Origin of the sequence: Streptomyces sp. NPDC085481, assembly GCF_044541845.1 — a bacterium.
In the GTDB taxonomy this organism is placed as follows: Bacteria; Actinomycetota; Actinomycetes; order Streptomycetales; family Streptomycetaceae; genus Streptomyces.
Window position 1 is genome coordinate 372,771 of the sequence record NZ_JBITTJ010000004.1, and the last position, 20,182, is coordinate 392,952.

A 20,182-nucleotide genomic window follows, 5' to 3' on the forward strand; every position below is an offset into this window, starting at 1 on the left:
CCACGTGACTTCCTCCTCCACCCTTCGGCACACCCGGGGCCCCGGCGCGTACCGGCTGGTCCGGACCGTGCCGGCGCCGGTGCGGCCCCCTGTGCTGGACGCAGCGCAGCGCGCGGTGGTTGACCACACGGGAGGACCACTCCTGGTCCTCGCCGGACCCGGCACCGGGAAGACGACGACGCTGGTCGAGGCGGTCGCGGCCCGCATGGAGCAGGGCGCGGACCCCGAGCGGATCCTGGTCCTCACCTTCAGCCGCAAGGCCGCCGTGGAACTGCGCGACCGGATGGCGGCCCGGCTCAGCGGGCGGCGGCCCCCGCAGGCGACGACCTTCCACTCGTACTGCTACGCCCTCATCCGCGCCCACCAGGACGCCGAACTCTTCGCCGAACCGCTGCGGCTGCTGTCCGGCCCGGAGCAGGACCTGGCCGTACGGGAGCTGCTGGCCGGCCAGATCGACCTGGAGAAGGCGGGCCTCGGGCACGTCCGCTGGCCCGACGAACTGCGCGCCTGCCTCACCACCCGCGGCTTCGCCGACGAGGTCCGCGCGGTCCTCGCCCGCTCCCGCGAGCTGGGTCTCGGACCGGGCGCCCTGGACGCCTTCGCCCGCCGGGTCGGCCGACCCGACTGGCGGGCGGCGGCCGGCTTCCTCGCCGAGTACCTGGACGTCATGGACCTCCAGGGCGTCCTCGACTACACCGAGCTCGTCCACCGGGCCGTCCTGCTCACCGAGTCCGCCGCGCCCGGCACACTCCCCGCGTACGACGCGATCCTCGTCGACGAGTACCAGGACACCGACCCGGCGCAGGTCCGGCTGCTGCGCGGACTCACCGCCCCGACGGTGCTCGCCTTCGGCGACCCCGACCAGTCGATCTACACCTTCCGCGGCGCCGACGTGAACGGCATCCTCGACTTCCCCGCCGCCTTCGGCGCCCAGGTCCGGGTCCTCGGCACCTCCCGCCGTTCCGGCGCCGCCCTGCTCGCCGCCACCCGCCTGCTCACCCAGCGCATGCCCCTGCCCCGCCTGCCCGCCGACAAGGTCAGGGCCCACCGCGCCCTCGCGCCGGTACGGGACGGGGGCCGGGCGGAGGTCTACACCTACCCCACCGCCTCCACCGAGACCGACAACATCGCCGACCTCCTGCGCCGCGCCCACCTGGAGGACGGCGTCCCCTGGCACGACATGGCCGTCCTCACCCGCGCCTCCGCCTCCCTTCCCGCCCTCCGCCGCGCCCTCACCTCGGCCGGCGTCCCGGTGGAGACGGACGCGGCCGACACACCGCTACGGCATGAGCCGGCGGTGGCCCCCCTGCTGCTGGCGCTGCGGGCGGCGGCGACGCCGGGCGCGGGCGGCGACGACGCCGACGGGGATGCGGGCCCGGTGGACGGGAGCGCCGCAGGCACGGCCGGTGGCGGCGCCGGATGGCTCGACGCCGAGACCGCTGTCGCGCTGCTCGCGTCGCCGCTCGCCGGGATGGATCCGGCCGATCTGCGACGGCTCGGGCGGGCCCTGCGGGACGAGGAGCGGGCCGGCGGCAACAGTGTGCCGGCGCCGTCCGACGTGCTGCTCGCGCGGGCGCTCGCGGAGCCGGAGCGGTTGGTCGCGCACGACCAGTCGTACGCCCGCGGTGCCCGGCGGCTCGGGCAGCTGCTGCAGGCCGCGCGGGCCAGGCTCGCCGCGGGCGGGACCGCGGAGGAGGCGCTCTGGCTCCTGTGGGACGGCACTCCCTGGCCCGCGCGGCTCGAACGCGCCTCCCTGCGCGGCGGCCCGGGCGGCCGCAACGCCGACCGCGACCTCGACGCCGTGTGCGCCCTGTTCGAGACGGCCGCCCGCGCCGAGGACCGGGTCGGCGGCCGCGGCGCGCTCAACTTCCTCGAAGAGCTCGACGCCCAGGACATCGCCGCCGACACCCTCACCCGCCGCCACACCCGCCCCGACGCCGTCCGCCTCATGACCGCCCACCGCTCCAAGGGCCTCGAATGGGGCCTGGTCGTCGTCGCCGGCGTCCAGGAAGGCCTCTGGCCCGACCTGCGCCGCCGCGGCTCCCTCCTGGAAGCCGACCGCATCGGCCGCGACGGCCTCGCCGAGCCGCTCACCCCCGGCGCCCTCCTCGCCGAGGAGCGCCGCCTCTTCTACGTCGCCGCCACCCGCGCCCGCGACCGGCTCGTCGTCACCGCGGTGAAGGCCCCCGCCGAGGACGGCGACCAGCCCTCCCGCTGCCTCACCGAGCTCGGCACCGAGCCCACGGAGGTGGCCGGCCGCCCGCGCCGCCCGCTCGCCGTCGCCGCCCTCGTCGCCGAGCTGCGCGCCACCACCGTCGACCCCGACGCCACGCCCGAGCTGCGCGCCGCCGCCGCCGAACGGCTCGCCCGGCTCGCCGCCCTCGCGGACGACGAGGGCACCCCTCTCGTCCCGGCCGCCCACCCGGACCGCTGGTGGGGCCTGGCCGAACCGACCCGCAGCACGGTCCCGCTGCGCGACCGGGACCGCCCCGTCGCCCTCTCCGGCTCCGCCCTCGACCAGCTCGCCAACACCTGCGCCCTCCAGTGGTTCCTGGGCCGCGAGGTCAAGGCGGACACCCCCGCCACCGCCGCCCAGGGCTTCGGCAACGTCGTCCACGTCCTCGCCGACGAGGTCGCCTCCGGCCGTACGCCCGCCGACCTCGACGTCCTCATGGCCCGCCTCGACTCCGTGTGGGACGGGCTCGCCTTCGACGCGCCGTGGAAGTCCGCGCAGGAGAAGGAGAACGCGCGCGTCGCCCTGGAGCGCTTCCTGCGCTGGCACGTCATGGACCGTGCCGGCCGCACCCCCGCCGCCACCGAGCACGACTTCGACGTGACGCTCGCGGCGGGCGCGTACGAGGTCCGCATCCGCGGCTCCATGGACCGCGTCGAGGCCGACGAGCAGGGCCGCGCCTACGTCGTCGACTTCAAGACCGGCAAGTCCGCCCCCACGAAGGACGAGGTCGCCCGCCACCCGCAGCTCGCCGTCTACCAGCTCGCCGTCCGCGAGGGCGCCGTCGACGAGGTCTTCGGCGGCCGCACCCCCGAGCCGGGCGGCGCCGAACTCGTCCAGCTCCGTCAGGCCGCCCCCAAGAAGGAGGGCGGCGACGCCCTGCCGAAGGTCCAGGGCCAGGAACCCCTCGCGGGCGAGTGGGTCGGCGACCTCCTGGCCACCGCCGCCGGCCGGGTCCTCGACGAGCGCTTCACCCCGACCACCGGCCAGCACTGCACGACCTGCACCTTCCGCGCGGCCTGCAGCGCCCGGCCGGAGGGCCGCCACGTCGTGGAGTGAGACCCGGCCCGCCACGCGGGGGCGGGAAGTCGCGGGCGCCGGCCCGCCACGCGGGGGCGGGAAGTCACGGGCCCCGGCCCGCCACGCGGGGGCGGGAAGTCACGGGCGCCGGCCCGCCACGCGGGGGCGAGAAGTCGCGGGCCCCGGCCCGCTCCGGCACCCTGGAAGACCGGGGGATCCGCGAGGAGGCTCGCATGGCGTCCCACACCACACTCCGCGCCGCCACCGTCGTCTGCACCGCCGTGCTCGCCGGCGCCGCCCCCGCCGCCCTCGCCCAGGCCCAGGCCCAGGCCCCGTCCCCACCCGCGGTCGTACGGGCCGCCGCCCCGAGCCCGTCGCCCGACCCGTTCGAGAGCCTGACCGCCGACCAGATCGGCGACAAGGCCGTCGCCGCCACCCAGTCCGCGACCTCGGTACGGATGGCCGGCCGCGTCGTCTCCGGCGGTGAGCAGCTCGACGTCGACTTCTCCGTCAACGACCACAACGAGTGCACCGGCGTCATGAAGATCGGCGGCGGCACCGCCGAGCTCCGCCAGACCGGCAAGGTCACGTACATGAAGGGCGACGAGGGCTTCTGGCGGACCTCGATGACCTCCCAGGGGATGCCCGAGCCGCAGATCGACGCCACCATCGAGCTCATCAAGGGCCGCTGGCTCAAGATCCCCCCGGGGCAGGCCGGCACCGGCGAGCTCAGCGGCGTCTGCGACCTGAAGGCGCTCCTCGCCGACCTCGACAAGGACGAGGCCGACCGCAGCGGGCTGACCCGCGGGCGCGACGGCGAGGTCGACGGCACGCCCGTGGCGACCCTGGTGAAGCGAAAGCCCGGCGGGGAGACCACCACGGTGTCCGTCTCCGAGCAGGGCAAGCCGTACATCCTCAAGATCGTCAAGAAGGGAGGGGAGGAGCCGGGCAGCATCGTCCTCTCCGACTACGACAAGCCCGTGAAGGTGGTCGTCCCGCCGGCCGACGAGACGGTCGACATCTCCAAGCTGGACCAGGGCGTCCCCGCCTGACGGCCAGGCACCGCGTGACGGCCACGCCCGGCGGGCGGAGCCGATCTGACGGTCTGACGGGCTGGACTGTCCGTCGTCCCCGTTAGCCTCTTTCGGGTGACCGCACGCATCACCGACCCCGAGCAGCTCAAGGAGCTGCTCGGCATCCCGTTCACCCCGGAGCAGACGGCCTGCATCATCGCGCCGCCCGCCCCGCAGGTCATCGTGGCCGGAGCCGGTTCCGGCAAGACGACGGTGATGGCCGCCCGGGTGGTCTGGCTGGTCGGCACGGGCCAGGTCGCCCCCGAGCAGGTCCTCGGCCTCACCTTCACCAACAAGGCCGCCGGCGAGCTCGCCGAGCGCGTCCGCACCGCCCTCGTCCGCGCCGGCGTCACCGACCCCGACGTCATCGACCCCGAGAACCCGCCCGGCGAGCCCCGCATCTCCACGTACCACGCCTTCGCCGGCCAGCTCCTCACCGACCACGGCCTGCGCATCGGCCTGGAGCCCACCTCACGGCTGCTCGCCGACGCCACCCGCTACCAGCTCGCCGCCCGCGTGCTGCGCGAGGCCCCCGGCCCGTACCCCGCGCTCACCCGCTCCTTCCCCACCCTCGTCGCCGACCTCCTCGCCCTCGACGCCGAGCTCGCCGAACACCTCGTACGGCCCGAGCGCCTCCTCGCGTACGACTCCGAGCTCCTCGGCACCCTCGCCGGCGCCAAGCTCACCAACGCCGACCTGCGCAAACTCCCCGAGGCCGCCGAAGCCCGCCGCGAACTCCTCGACCTCGTCGTCCGCTACCGGGCCGCCAAACGTTCCCGCGACCTCCTCGACTTCGGCGACCAGATCGCGCTGTCCGCCGAACTCGCCACCACCCGCCCCGAGGTCGGTGCGCTGCTGCGGGACGAGTTCCGGGTCGTCCTCCTCGACGAGTACCAGGACACCTCCGTCGCCCAGCGCCTGCTGCTCGCCGGTCTCTTCGGGCAGGGCACCGGACACGCCGTGACCGCCGTCGGCGACCCCTGCCAGGCCATCTACGGCTGGCGCGGCGCCTCCGTCGCCAACCTCGACGACTTCCCCGAGCACTTCCCGTACGCGGACGGCACCCCCGCCACCCGCCACGCCCTCTCCGAGAACCGCCGCAGCGGCGGCCGCCTCCTTGACCTCGCCAACGGCCTCGCCGCGCCCCTGCGTGCCATGCACGCGGGCGTCGAGGCCCTGCGCCCCGCGCCCGGCGCCGAACGCGACGGCGGCGTACGCATCGCCCTCCTCCCCACCCATGCCGAGGAGATCGACTGGCTCGCCGACTCCCTCGCCCACCTGGTCCGCACCGGCACCGCGCCCGGCGAGATCGCCGTCCTGTGCCGCACGGCCACGGACTTCCCCGCGATCCAGGGCGCCCTCGTCGCCCGGGACATCCCCGTCGAGGTCGTCGGCCTGTCCGGGCTGCTCCACCTGCCGGAGATCGCCGACCTGGTCGCCGTCTGCGAGGTCCTCCAGGACCCGGGCGCCAACGCCTCCCTCGTACGGCTCCTCATCGGCCCCCGCTGGCGGATCGGCCCCCGCGACCTGGCCCTCCTCGGCCGCCGCGCCCGGCTGCTCGTGCACTGGCCCGGCGACGGGTCCGCCGACCCCGACCAGCGGCTCGCCGCCGCCGTCGAGGGCGTCGATCCGGCCGAGGTGATCTCCCTCGCCGACGCGCTCGACACCTTCCTGGACGGCGGCGAGGACGACGGCCTGCCGTTCTCGCCCGAGGCCCGGGTCCGCTTCGCCCGCCTCGCCGCCGAGCTGCGCGCCCTGCGCACCTCGCTCGCCGACCCCCTCATGGACGTGCTGCACCGGGTCCTCGCCGCCACCGGCCTCGAGGTCGAACTGTCGGCCTCCCCGCACGCCCTGGCCGCCCGCCGCCGCGAGACCCTCGCGGGCTTCCTCGACACCGCCGCCGGCTTCGCCTCCCTCGACGGCGAGGCCACCCTCCTCGCCTTCCTCGGCTTCCTGCGCACGGCCGCGCAGTACGAGAAGGGCCTCGACAACGCCCTGCCGGGCGGCGAGAACACGGTCAAGGTGATGACCGCGCACAAGTCCAAGGGCCTGGAGTGGGACGTGGTCGCGGTGCCCGGCCTGGTCACCGGCCAGTTCCCGTCCGCCCGCGCGCGCGAGTCCTGGACCTCTCAGCCGCAGGTCCTGCCGCACGCGCTGCGCGGCGACGCGGCCACGCTGCCGCACATCGACGGCTGGGACGCCAAGTCGCTCACGTCGTTCAAGAACGGCATGCGCGAGCACCAGCACACGGAGGAACTCCGCCTCGGCTACGTCACCTTCACCCGTCCCCGCTCCCTCCTCATCGGCTCCGCCCACTGGTGGGGCCCGGCCCAGAAGAAGCCCCGCGGCCCCTCGGACTTCCTCCGGGCCCTGTACGACCACTGCGCGGCCGGGAACGGCGAGATCGAGGCGTGGGAGGAGGCGCCGGAGGAGGGCGCGGAGAACCCGGTCCTGGCCCGCGAGACACAGGACCAGGCGTGGCCGCTGCCCCTGGACAAGGAGAGCCTGGCCAGGCGCAGGGAAGCGGCGGAGGCGGTCGCGACCAGGTTGTGGGCCATCGTCCCGCAGGCCGGAGCGGGCGCCCCCGAGGGTGGGCACGACCCCGCCGGCACGGCGCCCGTCCCCCAGGACCCCGACCCCCAGGACCCCGATCCCGAGGACCTCTGGCTCGGGGAGGACCTGGCGGCGGAGCCGCCGCACCCGGACGTCCCCGCCCCCCGCACCGAAGCCGAGCTCCTGTCCCAGGAAGACGCCAGGACCATCGCCTCCTGGGACCGCGACCTCACCGCCCTCACCGCCGAGCTCCACCGCTCCCGCGCCACCACCCGCGACGTCGTCCTGCCCGCGTACCTGTCCGCCTCCCAGGTGATCCGGCTCGCCGCCGACCCCGAGGGCTTCGCCAAGGAGCTGGCCCGGCCGATGCCGAAGCCGCCGCAGCCCGCCGCCCGGCGCGGTACGAGGTTCCACGCCTGGGTGGAGTCGCGGTTCGAGGAACTGCCGCTGCCGATGCTCGGCCCGGAGGAGCTGCCCGGCGGCGAGGAGTTCGCGGGCGAGCCGGAGATCCGGGACGAGCGGGACCTGGACGCGCTCAAGGAGGCCTTCGACCGCACGCCGTACGCCCGCCGCGCCCCGTACCGGGTCGAGGTCCCCGTGCACCTCTCCCTCGCGGGCCGGGTGGTGCGGGGCCGTATCGACGCCGTCTACCGGGACCCGGACACCGGCGCGTACGAGATCGTCGACTGGAAGACCAGCCATCTGCGCACCGCCGATCCACTCCAGCTCGCGATCTACCGCCTGGCCTGGGCCGAGCAGCACGGACTCGACCCCGAGGAGGTGACCGCCGCCTTCGTCTACGTACGGACGGGGGAGGTCGTGCGCCCCGCCCGCCTGCCCGACCGCCGCGAGCTCGAGGCCCTGCTGCTCGGCGGGGAGACCCCGGACGGGGAGCCCCCGGGCGCCGGATAGGCTCGGAGCCATGAGCGAGACCCCGGACAACGCCGTCCACGCCGTACGCACGTACATCGAACAGCACCGCGCCGCCTTCCTCGACGAGCTCGCCGAGTGGCTGCGCATCCCGTCGGTGTCGGCGCAGCCGGACCACGCGGACGACGTACGGCGCAGCGCCGGGTGGCTCGCGGACCGGCTCGTCAGGACCGGCTTCCCCACGGTCGAGGTGTGGGAGACCGACGGCGCCCCGGCCGTGTTCGCCGAGTGGCCGTCCGGCGTGCCGGACGCGCCGACCGTCCTCGTCTACGGCCACCACGACGTGCAGCCCGCCGCCCGCGAGGACGGCTGGCACACCGACCCGTTCGAGCCGACGGTCGTCGACGGCCGGATGTACGCGCGGGGCGCCGCCGACGACAAGGGCCAGGTCTTCTTCCACACCCTCGGCGTCCGCGCCCATCTCGCCGCCACCGGCCGCACCGCCCCCGCCGTCAACCTCAAGCTGCTCGTCGAGGGCGAGGAGGAGTCCGGCTCGCCGTACTTCCGCGCGCTCGTGGAGCGGCACGCCGACCGGCTCGCGACCGACATCGTGGTCGTCTCCGACACCGGCATGTGGTCCGAGACCACCCCGACCGTGTGCACCGGCATGCGCGGGGTCGCCGACTGCGAGATCGACCTGTACGGGCCGGGGCAGGACATCCACTCCGGATCCTTCGGCGGCGCCGTGCCCAACCCGGCCACCGTCGCCGGCCGGATCGTCGCCGCCCTGCACGACGCCGGCGAGCGGGTCGCGATCCCCGGTTTCTACGAGGGGGTCACCGAGCTCTCCGAGGCCGAGCGGGCCCTCATCGCCGAGCTGCCCTTCGACGAGAGCGCCTGGCTGACCACCGCCAAGTCCCACGGGACCCTCGGCGAGGCCGGCTACTCCACCCTGGAGCGGGTCTGGGCCCGCCCGACGGCCGAGGTCAACGGCATCGGCGGTGGCTACCAGGGCCCCGGCGGCAAGACGATCGTCCCCGCCTCCGCCCACCTGAAGCTCTCCTTCCGCCTCGTCGCGGGCCAGGACCCGGACCGGATCGAGACCGCCGTACGCGACTGGCTGGCCGGCCTCGTCCCGGCGGGCATCCGGTACGAGATCGTCTTCGGCGCCCCGACCCGGCCCTGCCTCACCCCGCTCGACCACCCCGCCCTCAAGGCCGTGGCCCGGGCGATGAGCCTCGCCTTCGACGGCGCCAAGATCCGCTACACCCGCGAGGGCGGCTCGGGTCCGGCGGCCGACCTCCAGGACGTCCTGGGCGCGCCGGTGCTGTTCCTGGGCATCTCGGTGCCGTCCGACGGCTGGCACGCGCCGAACGAGAAGGTCGAGCTCGACCTGCTCATGAAGGGCGTCGAGACCACCGCGCACCTGTGGGGCGACCTGCCCGCCGCCCTCGACGACCATCGCGGCGACCTCCATGTCGCCGAACGCTGAATCCACCGATCCGGGGGAGTGGGAAGACCTGTGAGCACCTTCAGTTACGAGGCCGCGGACCGTCCGATCGGGCTGACCGCGTCGAGCGGCATCGACCGCGCCGCCCACCACCGCATGGACGAGGCGTGGCTCGCGGCCGCCTGGAGCCACCCGACGACCCGCGTGTTCGTGGTCTCCGGCGGCCAGGTGCTGATCGACGACACCCCCGACGGGCGGACCGAGCTGGTCATGACCCCGGCCTTCGAGGCCCCGGTCACCGAGACCCACCGCTACTTCCTGGGCGCGGACGCCGACGGTGTCTCCTACTTCGCGCTCCAGAAGGACAGCCTGCCCGGGCGCATGGACCAGTCCGCGCGGCCTGCCGGGCTGCGCGAGGCGGGGCTGCTGCTGTCGCCGCGGGACGCGGGCCTGATGGTCCACGCGGTCGCCCTGGAGAACTGGCAGCGGCTGCACCGCTTCTGCTCGCGCTGCGGCGAGCGGACCGTGATCGCCGCGGCCGGGCACGTCCGCCGCTGCCAGGCGTGCGGCGCCGAGCACTACCCGCGCACCGACCCGGCCGTGATCATGCTGGTCACCGACGACCAGGACCGCGCGCTGCTCGGCCGGCAGGTGCACTGGCCCGAGGGCCGCTTCTCCACCCTCGCGGGCTTCGTCGAGCCGGGCGAGTCCATCGAGCAGTCGGTGGTGCGCGAGGTCTTCGAGGAGGCGGGCGTCACGGTCGGCGAGGTCGAGTACGTCGCGAGCCAGCCCTGGCCGTTCCCGTCCAGCCTGATGCTGGGCTTCTTCGCCCGCGCGACCTCCTCGGAGATCACCGTGGACGGCGAGGAGATCCAGGAGGCCCGCTGGTTCTCCCGCGAGGACCTGGCCGCGGCCTTCGAGTCGGGCGAGGTCCTGCCGCCGTACGGGATCTCGATCGCCTCCCGGCTGATCGAGCTCTGGTACGGCAAGCCGCTGCCGAAGCCCGGCGACGTGGTCTGAGCGCCGGACACGTCCTGCCAAGCGGAATGAGAGACCGTCCCGGCGCCTGGCGCCGGGACGGTCTGTTTTCGGCCACCTGGGGCCGACGGATTCAGTGGGCGGCGACGACCAGGGCCAGGGCGATCACCGCCGGGACGGTCTGGACGAAGAGGATCCGGCGGCTCGCGGTCGCGGCTCCGTACACGCCGGCCACGGCCACGCAGACGAGGAAGAAGACCCTCGCCTGGAACCCGACGGGCTCGGACGCCACGGCGCCCCAGACCAGGCCGGCGGCGAGGAAGCCGTTGTAGAGCCCCTGGTTCGCGGCGAGCGCTTTCGTCTCGGCGGCGAGCTCGGGGCTCGTACCGAAGGCGGCCCTGGTCCGCGGGGCGGTCCACAGGAACATCTCCAGGACCAGGATGTAGACGTGGAGTGCGGCGATGGCCAGCACGGCCACGGTGGCGGCGGTCGACATGGGCCCCATGATGAACCCCCGGCCGGCCAGGGGGCCGACCGGGGGTTCGGAGCGCGCGGGCGTCAGGCGGCCAGGGCCTGCTTGACCTGGGCCAGGCTCGGGTTGGTCATGACGACCTCGTCGCCGCCGGCGTTCGGGACGATCCGGACGGTCGGGACGGTCTGGTTGCCGCCGTTCGCCTGCTCGACGAACGCGGCCGAGTCCGGGTCCTGCTCGATGTTGATCTCCGTGTACGCGATGCCCTCGCGGTCCAGCTGGCTCTTCAGCCGGCGGCAGTAGCCGCACCACGTCGTGCTGTACATCGTGACAGTGCCCTGCATGGCCAGGCGCTCCTCTTGGTCGGGGGTCGTTGCCGAGGAGAAGAACGTACGCCCGGGTCCGGGCATTCCCCGAATGCGGACGACGTGCGGGACGAGACATCCGCGACGGCACGGGAGCCGGCCCCGGGATCCGGATGACCTCGGGGATCCGGGTGACCTCGGGGACTGTTATGACCCCGGGGGGGATTCGTATGACAGGGGTCACGGGCCTGTGGACAACCGCCGCATCCACCCCACCGGACCTGGCAGCATGGCGGGGTGACAGCAGCAGCGCACTCCACTCTCTTCCCGCGGGTCCCCGAGTCGGCCGACGCGGTGCTCGACGGGCTCGACCCCGAGCAGCGCGAGGTCGCCCTCGCCCTGCACGGACCGGTGTGCGTGCTGGCCGGAGCCGGTACGGGCAAGACGCGCGCCATCACCCACCGCATCGCCTACGGCGTGCGGGCGGGCATCCTCGCGCCCGCCAGCGTGCTCGCCGTCACGTTCACCAACCGCGCCGCGGGCGAGATGCGCGGCCGGCTCCGCGAGCTCGGCGCGGGTGGCGTCCAGGCCCGTACGTTCCACTCGGCCGCACTCCGCCAGCTCCAGTACTTCTGGCCGAAAGCAGTCGGTGGCGAGCTGCCCCGGCTCCTGGAGCGGAAGGTCCAGCTGGTCGCCGAGGCGGGCGCGCGGTGCCGGGTCCGGCTCGACCGGAACGAGCTGCGGGACGTCACGAGCGAGATCGAGTGGGCCAAGGTCACCCAGACCGTCCCCGCCGACTACCCGGCCGCCGTCGCCAAGTCGGTCCGCGAGGCCCCTCGCGACCCGGACGAGATCGGTCAGATCTACGCGATGTACGAGCAGCTCAAGCGCGAGCGCGACGTCATCGACTTCGAGGACGTGCTGCTGCTCACGGTCGGCATCCTCCAGGACCGGCACGACATCGCCGACCAGATCCGCCGCCAGTACCACCACTTCGTGGTGGACGAGTACCAGGACGTCTCGCCGCTCCAGCAGCGGCTGCTCGACCTGTGGCTCGGCGACCGCGACAGCCTCTGCGTGGTCGGCGACGCGAGCCAGACCATCTATTCCTTCACCGGCGCCACCCCCGACCACCTGCTGAACTTCCGCACCCGCCACCCGAACGCGACGGTGGTCAAGCTGGTCCGGGACTACCGCTCCACCCCGCAGGTCGTGCACCTGGCCAACGGGCTGCTCAGCCAGGCCCGCGGCCGGGCCGCCGAGCACCGCCTGGAGCTGATCTCCCAGCGCGAGCCGGGCGCCGAGCCGGTCTACGCGGAGTACGCGGACGAGCCGGCCGAGGCCGAGGGCACCGCCCGCCGCGTCCGGGACCTGATCGCCGCCGGCGTCCCGGCCGGCGAGATCGCCGTGCTCTACCGGATCAACGCCCAGTCCGAGGTCTACGAGCAGGCCCTCGCCGACGCCGGTGTGCCCTACCAGCTGCGCGGCGCCGAGCGCTTCTTCGAGCGGCAGGAGGTGCGCGAGGCGGGCATCGCCCTGCGCGGCGCCGCCCGCGCCGGGGGGAACGACTCGCTCCTCGACGACGTCGTGGACCTGCCCGCCCAGGTCCGTGCCGTGCTCTCCACCAAGGGCTGGACCGACCGGCCGCCGGCCGGCTCCGGCGCCGTCCGGGACCGCTGGGAGTCGCTGGCCGCCCTGGTCCGGCTCGCCGAGGACTTCGCCCGGGCCAGGACCGGCGCCACCCTCTCCGACCTGGTCGCCGAGCTCGACGAGCGGGCCGCCGCCCAGCACGCCCCCACCGTCCAGGGCGTCACGCTCGCCTCGCTGCACGCCGCCAAGGGCCTGGAGTGGGACGCCGTCTTCCTGGTCGGCCTCACCGAGGGCATGATGCCGATCACGTACGCCAAGACCGACGAGCAGGTCGAGGAGGAGCGCCGGCTGCTCTACGTCGGCGTCACCCGCGCCCGGCTCCACCTGTCGCTGTCCTGGGCGCTGTCCCGCTCCCCGGGCGGCCGTCCCTCCCGGCGCCCCAGCCGCTTCCTCAAGGGCCTGCGGCCCGGCTCCGGCTCCCTCGGCCCGTCCGCCGCGGGCGGCGTGGGCGGGGGCATCGAGCGGGCCATCGGTGCCCCACGGCGCAAGCGGCGCGGGCCGGCGCTGTGCCGGGTCTGCGGCGCCACGCTCACCGAGGCGGGCGAGATGAAGCTGATGCGCTGCGAGGACTGCCCCTCGGACATGGACGAGGCGCTGTACGAGCGGCTGCGCGAGTGGCGCTCCGAGCAGGCCCGGGAGCTTGGCCAGCCGCCCTATTGCGTCTTCACCGACAAGACGCTCATGGCGATCGCGGAGCGGGTGCCGGGCTCCGGCGGGGAGCTCGCGGCGATCTCCGGCGTGGGTGCCCGCAAGCTCGACCGCTTCGGCACCGACGTTCTCGCCATCTGTGCAGGTGAGGACCGTGGAGGAAGCCACGAAGGGGTCTGAGGAAAACTCGTCGAAAAAATAGTTTGCGCCCGCCCCGTCAAGCCCCATAGGTTCTTAACCACGGAAACAGCGGCTTCTAAGAAGCCCTGTCTTCGTGCTGTACTTGTCCAAATGAACATGAGGGTCCGGCTCACCCCGAGCCCTCCGAGACGCCGAGAGGAGGCGATTCCAGTGATCAGCAGCATCAAGAACGTCAAGACCAGCACCGCCAAAATGACCGATCTCTCGGTTGTCGTCTCCGCCTGCTCGCTCGGCCTCTCCGCCGTCGCTTCCCCCGCGTTCCTTGGCAGTGGTCTGTCCGGCGCCGGTATGCCCGTTCTCGGCATGCCCGGTCTGCTGATGGACCGGCCGGAGCGCAATGAGCGACCGACCAAGGCACTGGAAGCAGGAGTAGTGGGCAAGGCCCAGGCCACGGCCTATGGCTTTGCGGCGACCGGTGCCGGCATTCAGCAGCAGACGACGCAGCACCACACGATGTGGGCCTTCCGTGGGCTCGAACCCTGGAGTGATCCAGCCTGATCGACGATCAGGCCGGCGCCTTCAGGGCCGCGGAACCCCACCCGGGATCCGCGGCCCTTCTGTTTGTCCCCGAACGGGGCTGACGGAGCGAGGGGGCCTCGGGACCAGCACTGACCGGTACCAGCTGAAACCCCGGCCCAACAGGCCGGAACGACCAGACGAGGAAGAACACCCGTGCAACTCGAAGCGCACGCCCCGTCCGTACCGCCTTCCGAAACGATCCCCCCGCCCGGCCTCACGGAGGACTCCACCTTGACCCCCCTCACCGCGCTGACCGCGCTCGACGACGCGATCGAGAACCTCGGCGTACCCGTCCCCTGCCGCTCGTTCGACCCGGAGGTCTTCTTCGCCGAGTCCCCGGCCGATGTCGAGTACGCCAAGTCCCTCTGCCGGACCTGCCCGCTCATGGAGGCCTGCCTCGCGGGCGCCAAGGAGCGGCGTGAGCCCTGGGGCGTCTGGGGCGGCGAGCTCTTCGTCCAGGGAGTGGTCGTGGCCCGCAAGCGGCCCCGTGGCCGCCCGCGCAAGAACCCGGTCGCGGCATGAACGTCACCGGAACCATCGACCGTCCCCTCACGCACGATCCCCAGAAGCAGGCCCCGATGACCTCGTCCGCCCACGAGCCCTCCGGCTCTGCTACCCCAGACGTTTCGATCAGCGGCGCGAACCGCTCGCGCCAGAACAGGACCCGTGAGATGCAACTCATCCCAGAAGCCCTGGCCCGTGCCCATATGCACGACCGCCGACGGGAAGCCGACGCGGAACGCCAGGCCGTGCGCCTGGTCGCCGCCCGGCGGATGCAGCGGCGCGCCGAGCGCGTGTCACTGCGCGCTCGTCGCGCGCTCGCCATGGCCGTCATGCACTGAGCCAGGCAGAACCGAACAGCCGCGGGGGCCGGTCCGAACGGACCGGCCCCCGCGGTGCGTTGCCCGCGCCTGAGGGCGCCGGTCGGGTTATCGTCATCAAGGTGAACGAAGCGCCCACTCCCGAGGCCCCCATCGTGTGCGCCCGCTGCGGCAAGACCGCTGCGGAGCTGCCCGTCACCTGGACCTGCTCGGTGGAGAACGGCACCCGCCAGTACTTCTGCGAGGAGTGCGCCCGGGCCAACATCCGGGCCATCGAGGGCCGCCTCGACTCCTCCTGGTGGTGATCGACGAGACACTGCCTAAGGCGTGTCCACCGCCACGAAACCGGGCAGCCACTCCTCCAGCTCGTCCCGCAGCCGGACCGTCGCGTTCAGCTGGCACAGCACCCCGATCGTGCTCAGCGTCACCCGGTGTATCAGCAGATACGACGGCGGCAGGTTGAGCTTCTTGCCCAACTGGTGGGCGGGGGAGCGGGGATCGGCGATCCGGGCCGCCTGCGTGCGCATCCAGCCACGGGTGAAACCGAAGGACTCCGCCACGGCCGGCTCGATGATCGGCAGCAGGTACTCCAGGACCGCGTCCGGGTCGAGCGCGATGGACTCCTTCACGAAGCCCTCCGCGCACAGCAGCTCGTAGACCGTCTCCGCCTCGCCGGCCAGCGTCATCCGCAGACAGGTGCCGATCGTCTCCGGCAGCCCGCCCGGCAGCCGGTCGACGGTGCCGAAGTCGAGGACCCCGAGCCGCCAGCCGGCGACCTCGCCGTCGTCGGGCCCGGGGAGGAGCCGGAAGTTGCCCGGGTGGGGGTCGGCGTGCAGCAGACCCGTGCGCGCGGGCCCGGAGAAGAGGAAGCGGGCGAGCAGCTGACCGGCCCGGTCGCGCTGCTCCGGCGTGCCGTCCGTGATCACCTCGGCGAGCGGGATGCCGTCCATCCACTCCGTCACCAGGATCTGCTCCGACTGGTGCACCACTGCGGGGACCCGCACGTCCGGGTCGTCAGCGAACCTCTCCGCGTGCTCCCGCTGGGCCTCGGCCTCCAGGCCGTAGTCCAACTCCTCCGACACCCGGTCCCGCAACTCGGTGATCAGCGGCTTGATGTCCATGCCCGGGATCAGCGGGCCGAGAAGCCGGGCGAAGCGGCTCAGCTGGGTCAGGTCCGAGAGCAGCGCGTCCCCCGCTCCCGGATACTGCACCTTCACCGCGACCTCTCGGCCGTCGTGCCACACCGCCCGGTGCACCTGGCCGATCGAGGCCGCCGCGGCGGGCTTCTCCTCGAACTCCAGGAACAGCTCCCGCCAGTGCTCGCCCAGCCGCTCCTCCAGCACCGCGTGCACCGTGCGCGTCGGCATCGGCGGCGCTGCCTCCTGCAGTTTGGTGAGCGCCGCGCGGTAGGGCCCCGCGACCTCCTCGGGGAGGGCCGACTCGAAGACGGACAGCGCCTGCCCGAACTTCATCGCCCCGCCCTTGAGCTCGCCGAGCACCTTGAACAACTGCTCGGCCGTGCGCTGCTGGAGCTCCCGCGCGACGATCTCCGCGGACTTCCCGCCGATCCGCTTGCCCAGGCCCCATGTGGCCCGCCCGGCGAAGCCCAGGGGCAACGCGGCCAACTTGGCGGTCCGGGTGACCGCCTTCCGGGGAAGATCAGACATGCGCCCTCCAAGTCCCAGACTGCCGCGCCGCGCGGGGCCGTTACCCCGCCATTGTGTCGTGCGCGCCCCGGGCCGCCGAGGCATGCTCCCCCTTGTTCACGGGCCCCGCCCCGCACGGACACGCCGGATGCGCCCCCACCGGCTCCGTACGCCACTCGAGCAGCGGCAGCGACACCTCCCAGCGGGCCCCGGTGCTCGACGGCAGGTCCCCGTCCAGGAACGCCAGGGCATGCGCCGCGGCGAGCCCCGCGACCGCGGTGGCCAGGCCCACGTCGCAGGCGGGCAGCGCATGCGGCGCCCCGGACCGCCACTGGGCGGGCAGCCGCGGCCACACCGGCTCCCGGTCGGTCCGCTGCCGCTGTATGCACCCCGCGCACGCCGTCCCGCCAGGCAGCACCAGCGGGCCGACCACGCCCGTGGCCTCGAGGACCCCCGCGTACAGGTGCGGCGTGCCGGTGCCGAGCCAGCTCTCGGCGGGCAGCGGGTCGGGCACATAGGCCCCGAGCCCGTCCCGTGGAGTCACCACGACGAGTGAGAGCCCCGGTCCGCCGCCCCCTTCACCCGGTCCGGTGCGGACCTCCCGCGGCGCCCGCCCACCCGGGGCCGAGCGTCCCACGAGCCGGCGGGCCGCCACCGCCCTGCGCTCGCCGACCGCCTCGGCCGGCAGTCCGCCCGGCGACACCTCCCACGGCGCGACCGTGCCCGAGTCGAGGACCTCGACCCGGCCGACGCCCGCCGCCGACAGGAGCGCCGCGACGGCCGCGCCGACCCGCCCCGCACCCCTGACCTGGACCCGCAGCGCCCGCCGCGCGGCCAGCGCCCGCGTCGCCCCGTCCGGCGCGCGGTGGACGACGGAGAGCGAGGCCAGGTCCGCGCGCACCGGATCGAGCGCCGGATCCCCCCGGCCGGACACGTCGGCGATCAGTCCGGCGGCCGCGAGCCGGCCGAGCAGGGCCTCCAGATGACCGTCGGGGAGCCCGAGCGCCCGGGCCTCCGCCCGCAGCAGCTCCATCCCGCGCGTCCCGTCGAAGAGCCCGATCAGACTGCCGGTGGTCGTGTCCACCGGGCCCAGGACGACCGCGTGCGCGGGCGTCACCCCGAACTGCACACACCGCAGATTCCGCCAGGCCCGCCGCAATGCCGGCTTCACCATCGGATGCATGGTCCCGCCCCCCCGTAAACGATCTTCGCTCCGAGATCCCTTCGCTCTCGTCGCTCCCGATGTCAGATTGCCCGGGCGGCGCGAGCCGTGCCGAAAGTTGTCCACAGGGCCGGGGGATTAGTCATTCAAATGGTGCTCGGTCGGGCGGGATCGGCGCCGAACCGCCCCGGAGGCGGGACTTCCCCCGCTGACAGCGGGTAACGTCGGGCCCGTGCCGGCCGACCCACAGCGCAGCGTGACAAGCAAACCGCCCCGCGGATCGGGGACGAGTGCGGTCGAGGTCCGCAGAAGCTCCCGCCGGAGCAGAACCGTCTCCGCCTACCGCGAGGGCGACCGGACCATCGTGCTGATCCCCGCCCGGATGTCCGAGGCGGAGGAGCAGCGCTGGGTCGGCGTGATGCTGGACAAGCTGGCCGCCCAGGAGAGCCGCAGCGTCCTCGGCGACCGGGAACTGACCGAGCGCGCCGAGCGGCTGGCCGAGCAGTACTTCGCCGGCCGGGCCCGGCCCACCTCCGTGCGCTGGGTGACCAACCAGAACACCCGCTGGGGCTCCTGCACCCCGTCCGAAGGAAGCATCCGCCTCTCCCACCGGCTCCAGGGCATGCCCGAGTACGTCGTCGACTACGTCCTGTGCCACGAACTGGCCCACCTCCTCGTACCCGGCCACGGGCCACGCTTCTGGCGCCTGCTCGAGGCCTATCCGCGCACCGAGCGGGCCCGCGGCTACCTGGAGGGCGTGGTCGCCGCCGACCACCTGCCGCACCTGCCCGCCGCTCGCGGAGAGTGATTCCGGCTGTGCTCCGGTTCTGTACCGAATGTGTACGGGCCTGCCGCAAGGTCACGACCAGCCGTTAGCCTGGCGCGACGCAATCGTCGTTTTGAGGATGGGGGACGGTCGTCAGACATGGCCAGGGAATTCCAACGCGGCCACAAGGCCAAGATCAGTGATCTCACGGCGGGAACCGATCTGTACGTGGGTGTGCAGATCGCGGCGCCCGGTCTGAGCTTCGACATCAGCTGCTTCGGCCTCGACGCGGACGAGCGGCTCTCCGACGACCGCTACTTCGTCTTCTTCAACCAGCCGAAGTCGCCCGAGGAGTCCATCCAGCTCCTCGGCGCGCAGGCCGGTGACACCGAGTCCTTCCGGGTCACCCTCGACCGCATCCCCGCGAACATCCACAAGCTGTCGTTCACCGCGACGATCGACGGCGCCGGCCAGATGTCGCAGGTCGGCCCCGGCTGGATCCGGATCGTCGCGGGCGGCGAGGAGGTCGCCCGGTACGCCTTCACGGGCGCGGAGTTCAGCACCGAACGCGCGGTGATGCTCGGCGACTTCTACCTGAAGGACGTCTGGCGGTTCGCGGCCGTCGGCCAGGGCTTCGACGGCGGCCTCGACGCGCTCCTGAGGAACTTCGGCGGCGAGGTCGCCGAGGAGGAGCCGGCCGCGCAGCAACCGCCGGCCGCCGCCCCCGGCTTCGCGCCGCCGGCGCAGGCCACCGCGCCTCCGGCGTTCGGCGCGCCCGCCGCCCCCGCACCCCAGGCGCCCGCACCGGCTCCGGCGTTCGGGGCCCCACAGGCCCCCGCACCGGCGCCCGCCCCGATGCACGCCGCCCCGACGATGGCCGCGCCCCTGGCGCCGCCGGCCCCCACGCCCGCACCCGCTCCGCCGGCGCCCGCCCCGGCGCCGTACGGCCAGCCGCAGCCCCCGCAGTTCGGGCAGGTCCCGGGCCAGACGCCGCCGCCCGCGCCGTACGGCCAGCCCGCCCCCGCCCCGTACGGCCAGCCGCAGTACGGCCAGGCCCCGGGCGGTCAGGTCCCCGGCCAGTACCCGCCGCAGCACGGCATGCAGCACGGCATGCCGCAGGGCGTTCCCCAGGGCGCGCCCGCCACCGGTGCCGGGCTCGCCGCCGCGCTCGCGCCGTACAAGGAGACCGCGACCGGCGCCCGCTGGACCCCGCAGAACCAGCAGCTCATGCGGGTCGACCTCGCCATGGGCGGCGTCCCCGTCCTCGCCCGCCAGGGCTCCATGGTCATGTACCAGGGCAAGGTGGACTTCTCCTACAAGGGAGCCGGATTCGCCGGCCGGATCGTCGGCAACGCCACCGGCCAGGAGATGCAGCTGATGCGCTGCAGCGGCCGCGGCCAGGTCTTCCTCGCCGAGGAAGGCGCCCACCTGCACCCGATCGAGCTCCAGGGCGACGGCATCTGCGTCTCGGCCGAGAACGTGCTGGCCTTCGACGAGTCGCTGCAGTACGAGGTCCGGCGCATCGAGGGCCACGGCATCCCCGGCGGCGCCCTGTTCACCATGCAGTTCCAGGGCTCCGGCACGGTCGTCGTGAAGACCCACGGCATCCCCGTCGTGCTGCCCGTCACGCCGACCACCTTCGCCGACTGCAACGCCGTGGTCGCCTGGTCGTCCGCGTCCCAGGTCATCCTCTCCAGCCAGGTCAGGCTGCGCCGCAACGCGTACCCCGGCCACAGCGGGGAGACCGTGAACCTCCAGTTCCGGGGCGCCCCCGGCAACTTCATCGTCGTCCAGCCCTACGAGGTCTGAGGGAGC

General features: G+C 73.9%; 16 protein-coding genes. 12 read left to right on the forward strand and 4 right to left on the reverse strand.

Going from position 1 to position 20,182, the window contains the following annotated elements; all coding sequences use genetic code 11:
* The first annotated feature begins 4 nt into the window (after nt 1–4).
* The 5 genes from ACIGEZ_RS12635 (at nt 5) to nudC (ending at nt 10,219) form a co-directional block, all read left to right on the forward strand.
* The gene (locus ACIGEZ_RS12635) at nt 5–3,292 is read left to right on the forward strand and encodes an ATP-dependent helicase (protein WP_399829503.1); all 3,288 of its coding nucleotides are present in this window, start codon (nt 5–7) and stop codon (nt 3,290–3,292) included.
* Nucleotides 3,293–3,486: 194 nt separating this feature from the next.
* Nucleotides 3,487–4,305 carry a hypothetical protein gene (locus ACIGEZ_RS12640; RefSeq protein ID WP_399829505.1) on the forward strand — a complete coding sequence of 273 codons (819 nt, stop codon included), beginning with the start codon at nt 3,487–3,489 and terminating at the stop codon, nt 4,303–4,305.
* A 96-nt stretch (nt 4,306–4,401) separates the two neighbouring features.
* Nucleotides 4,402–7,791 (forward strand): UvrD-helicase domain-containing protein, encoded by a 3,390-nt coding sequence (locus tag ACIGEZ_RS12645; protein WP_399829507.1) that lies wholly within the window; start codon nt 4,402–4,404, stop codon nt 7,789–7,791.
* A 10-nt stretch (nt 7,792–7,801) separates the two neighbouring features.
* Complete coding sequence (locus tag ACIGEZ_RS12650) at nt 7,802–9,241, forward strand: dipeptidase (RefSeq protein ID WP_399829510.1); 1,440 nt, start codon at nt 7,802–7,804, stop codon at nt 9,239–9,241.
* Between the two features lie 30 nt (nt 9,242–9,271).
* Entirely contained in the window at nt 9,272–10,219 is a 948-nt protein-coding gene (gene nudC / locus ACIGEZ_RS12655) for an NAD(+) diphosphatase (protein ID WP_399829513.1), read from the forward strand.
* 91 nt (nt 10,220–10,310) lie between these two features.
* Here the strand turns inward: nudC and ACIGEZ_RS12660 are convergent, their stop codons facing one another.
* Together ACIGEZ_RS12660 and ACIGEZ_RS12665 are read right to left on the reverse strand one after the other, a co-directional pair.
* Nucleotides 10,311–10,673, reverse strand: a complete 363-nt coding sequence (locus ACIGEZ_RS12660; protein ID WP_399829515.1) for a DUF1304 domain-containing protein — start codon at nt 10,671–10,673, stop codon at nt 10,311–10,313.
* Between the two features lie 62 nt (nt 10,674–10,735).
* The gene (locus ACIGEZ_RS12665) at nt 10,736–10,993 is read right to left on the reverse strand and encodes a mycoredoxin (protein ID WP_399829519.1); all 258 of its coding nucleotides are present in this window, start codon (nt 10,991–10,993) and stop codon (nt 10,736–10,738) included.
* 258 nt (nt 10,994–11,251) lie between these two features.
* On the opposite strand from ACIGEZ_RS12665, the gene ACIGEZ_RS12670 reads away from it, so the two are divergent.
* The 5 genes from ACIGEZ_RS12670 (at nt 11,252) to ACIGEZ_RS12690 (ending at nt 15,098) form a co-directional block, all read left to right on the forward strand.
* Nucleotides 11,252–13,432 (forward strand): ATP-dependent DNA helicase UvrD2, encoded by a 2,181-nt coding sequence (locus ACIGEZ_RS12670; protein ID WP_399829522.1) that lies wholly within the window; start codon nt 11,252–11,254, stop codon nt 13,430–13,432.
* A 171-nt stretch (nt 13,433–13,603) separates the two neighbouring features.
* Nucleotides 13,604–13,951: a hypothetical protein gene (locus tag ACIGEZ_RS12675; protein ID WP_399829525.1), complete on the forward strand. Its 348-nt coding sequence runs from the start codon at nt 13,604–13,606 to the stop codon at nt 13,949–13,951.
* Nucleotides 13,952–14,125: 174 nt separating this feature from the next.
* Nucleotides 14,126–14,494: a WhiB family transcriptional regulator gene (locus ACIGEZ_RS12680; protein WP_137993472.1), complete on the forward strand. Its 369-nt coding sequence runs from the start codon at nt 14,126–14,128 to the stop codon at nt 14,492–14,494.
* A complete protein-coding gene (locus ACIGEZ_RS12685) occupies nt 14,491–14,814 on the forward strand; it encodes a hypothetical protein (RefSeq protein WP_399829528.1) in 324 nt (107 codons plus the stop codon). The genes ACIGEZ_RS12680 and ACIGEZ_RS12685 overlap by 4 nt, the downstream gene beginning before the upstream one ends.
* Before the next feature lie 101 nt (nt 14,815–14,915).
* Entirely contained in the window at nt 14,916–15,098 is a 183-nt protein-coding gene (locus tag ACIGEZ_RS12690; RefSeq protein WP_399829530.1) for a hypothetical protein, read from the forward strand.
* 15 nt (nt 15,099–15,113) lie between these two features.
* Here the strand turns inward: ACIGEZ_RS12690 and ACIGEZ_RS12695 are convergent, their stop codons facing one another.
* Nucleotides 15,114–16,460: an ABC1 kinase family protein gene (locus tag ACIGEZ_RS12695; RefSeq protein ID WP_399829532.1), complete on the reverse strand. Its 1,347-nt coding sequence runs from the start codon at nt 16,458–16,460 to the stop codon at nt 15,114–15,116.
* 40 nt (nt 16,461–16,500) lie between these two features.
* Nucleotides 16,501–17,622 (reverse strand): ThiF family adenylyltransferase, encoded by a 1,122-nt coding sequence (locus tag ACIGEZ_RS12700; protein WP_399829534.1) that lies wholly within the window; start codon nt 17,620–17,622, stop codon nt 16,501–16,503.
* A gap of 211 nt (nt 17,623–17,833) precedes the next feature.
* Between ACIGEZ_RS12700 and ACIGEZ_RS12705 the strand changes: the two genes are divergently transcribed.
* Both ACIGEZ_RS12705 and ACIGEZ_RS12710 read left to right on the forward strand, forming a co-directional pair.
* A complete protein-coding gene (locus tag ACIGEZ_RS12705; protein WP_399829536.1) occupies nt 17,834–18,409 on the forward strand; it encodes a M48 family metallopeptidase in 576 nt (191 codons plus the stop codon).
* Between the two features lie 117 nt (nt 18,410–18,526).
* Complete coding sequence (locus tag ACIGEZ_RS12710; RefSeq protein ID WP_399829538.1) at nt 18,527–20,176, forward strand: TerD family protein; 1,650 nt, start codon at nt 18,527–18,529, stop codon at nt 20,174–20,176.
* The last annotated feature ends 6 nt before the right edge of the window (nt 20,177–20,182 follow it).

Excerpts from the sequence above, each read along its gene's own strand:
- ACIGEZ_RS12640 (WP_399829505.1), top strand. The coding sequence starts at position 3,487 with ATGGCGTCCCACACCACACTCCGCGCCGCCACCGTCGTCTGCACCGCC.
- ACIGEZ_RS12665 (WP_399829519.1), bottom strand. The coding sequence starts at position 10,993 with ATGCAGGGCACTGTCACGATGTACAGCACGACGTGGTGCGGCTACTGC.
- ACIGEZ_RS12650 (WP_399829510.1), top strand. The coding sequence starts at position 7,802 with ATGAGCGAGACCCCGGACAACGCCGTCCACGCCGTACGCACGTACATC.
- ACIGEZ_RS12660 (WP_399829515.1), bottom strand. The coding sequence starts at position 10,673 with ATGTCGACCGCCGCCACCGTGGCCGTGCTGGCCATCGCCGCACTCCAC.
- ACIGEZ_RS12685 (WP_399829528.1), top strand. The coding sequence starts at position 14,491 with ATGAACGTCACCGGAACCATCGACCGTCCCCTCACGCACGATCCCCAG.
- ACIGEZ_RS12700 (WP_399829534.1), bottom strand. The coding sequence starts at position 17,622 with ATGCATCCGATGGTGAAGCCGGCATTGCGGCGGGCCTGGCGGAATCTG.
- ACIGEZ_RS12710 (WP_399829538.1), top strand. The coding sequence starts at position 18,527 with ATGGCCAGGGAATTCCAACGCGGCCACAAGGCCAAGATCAGTGATCTC.
- ACIGEZ_RS12695 (WP_399829532.1), bottom strand. The coding sequence starts at position 16,460 with ATGTCTGATCTTCCCCGGAAGGCGGTCACCCGGACCGCCAAGTTGGCC.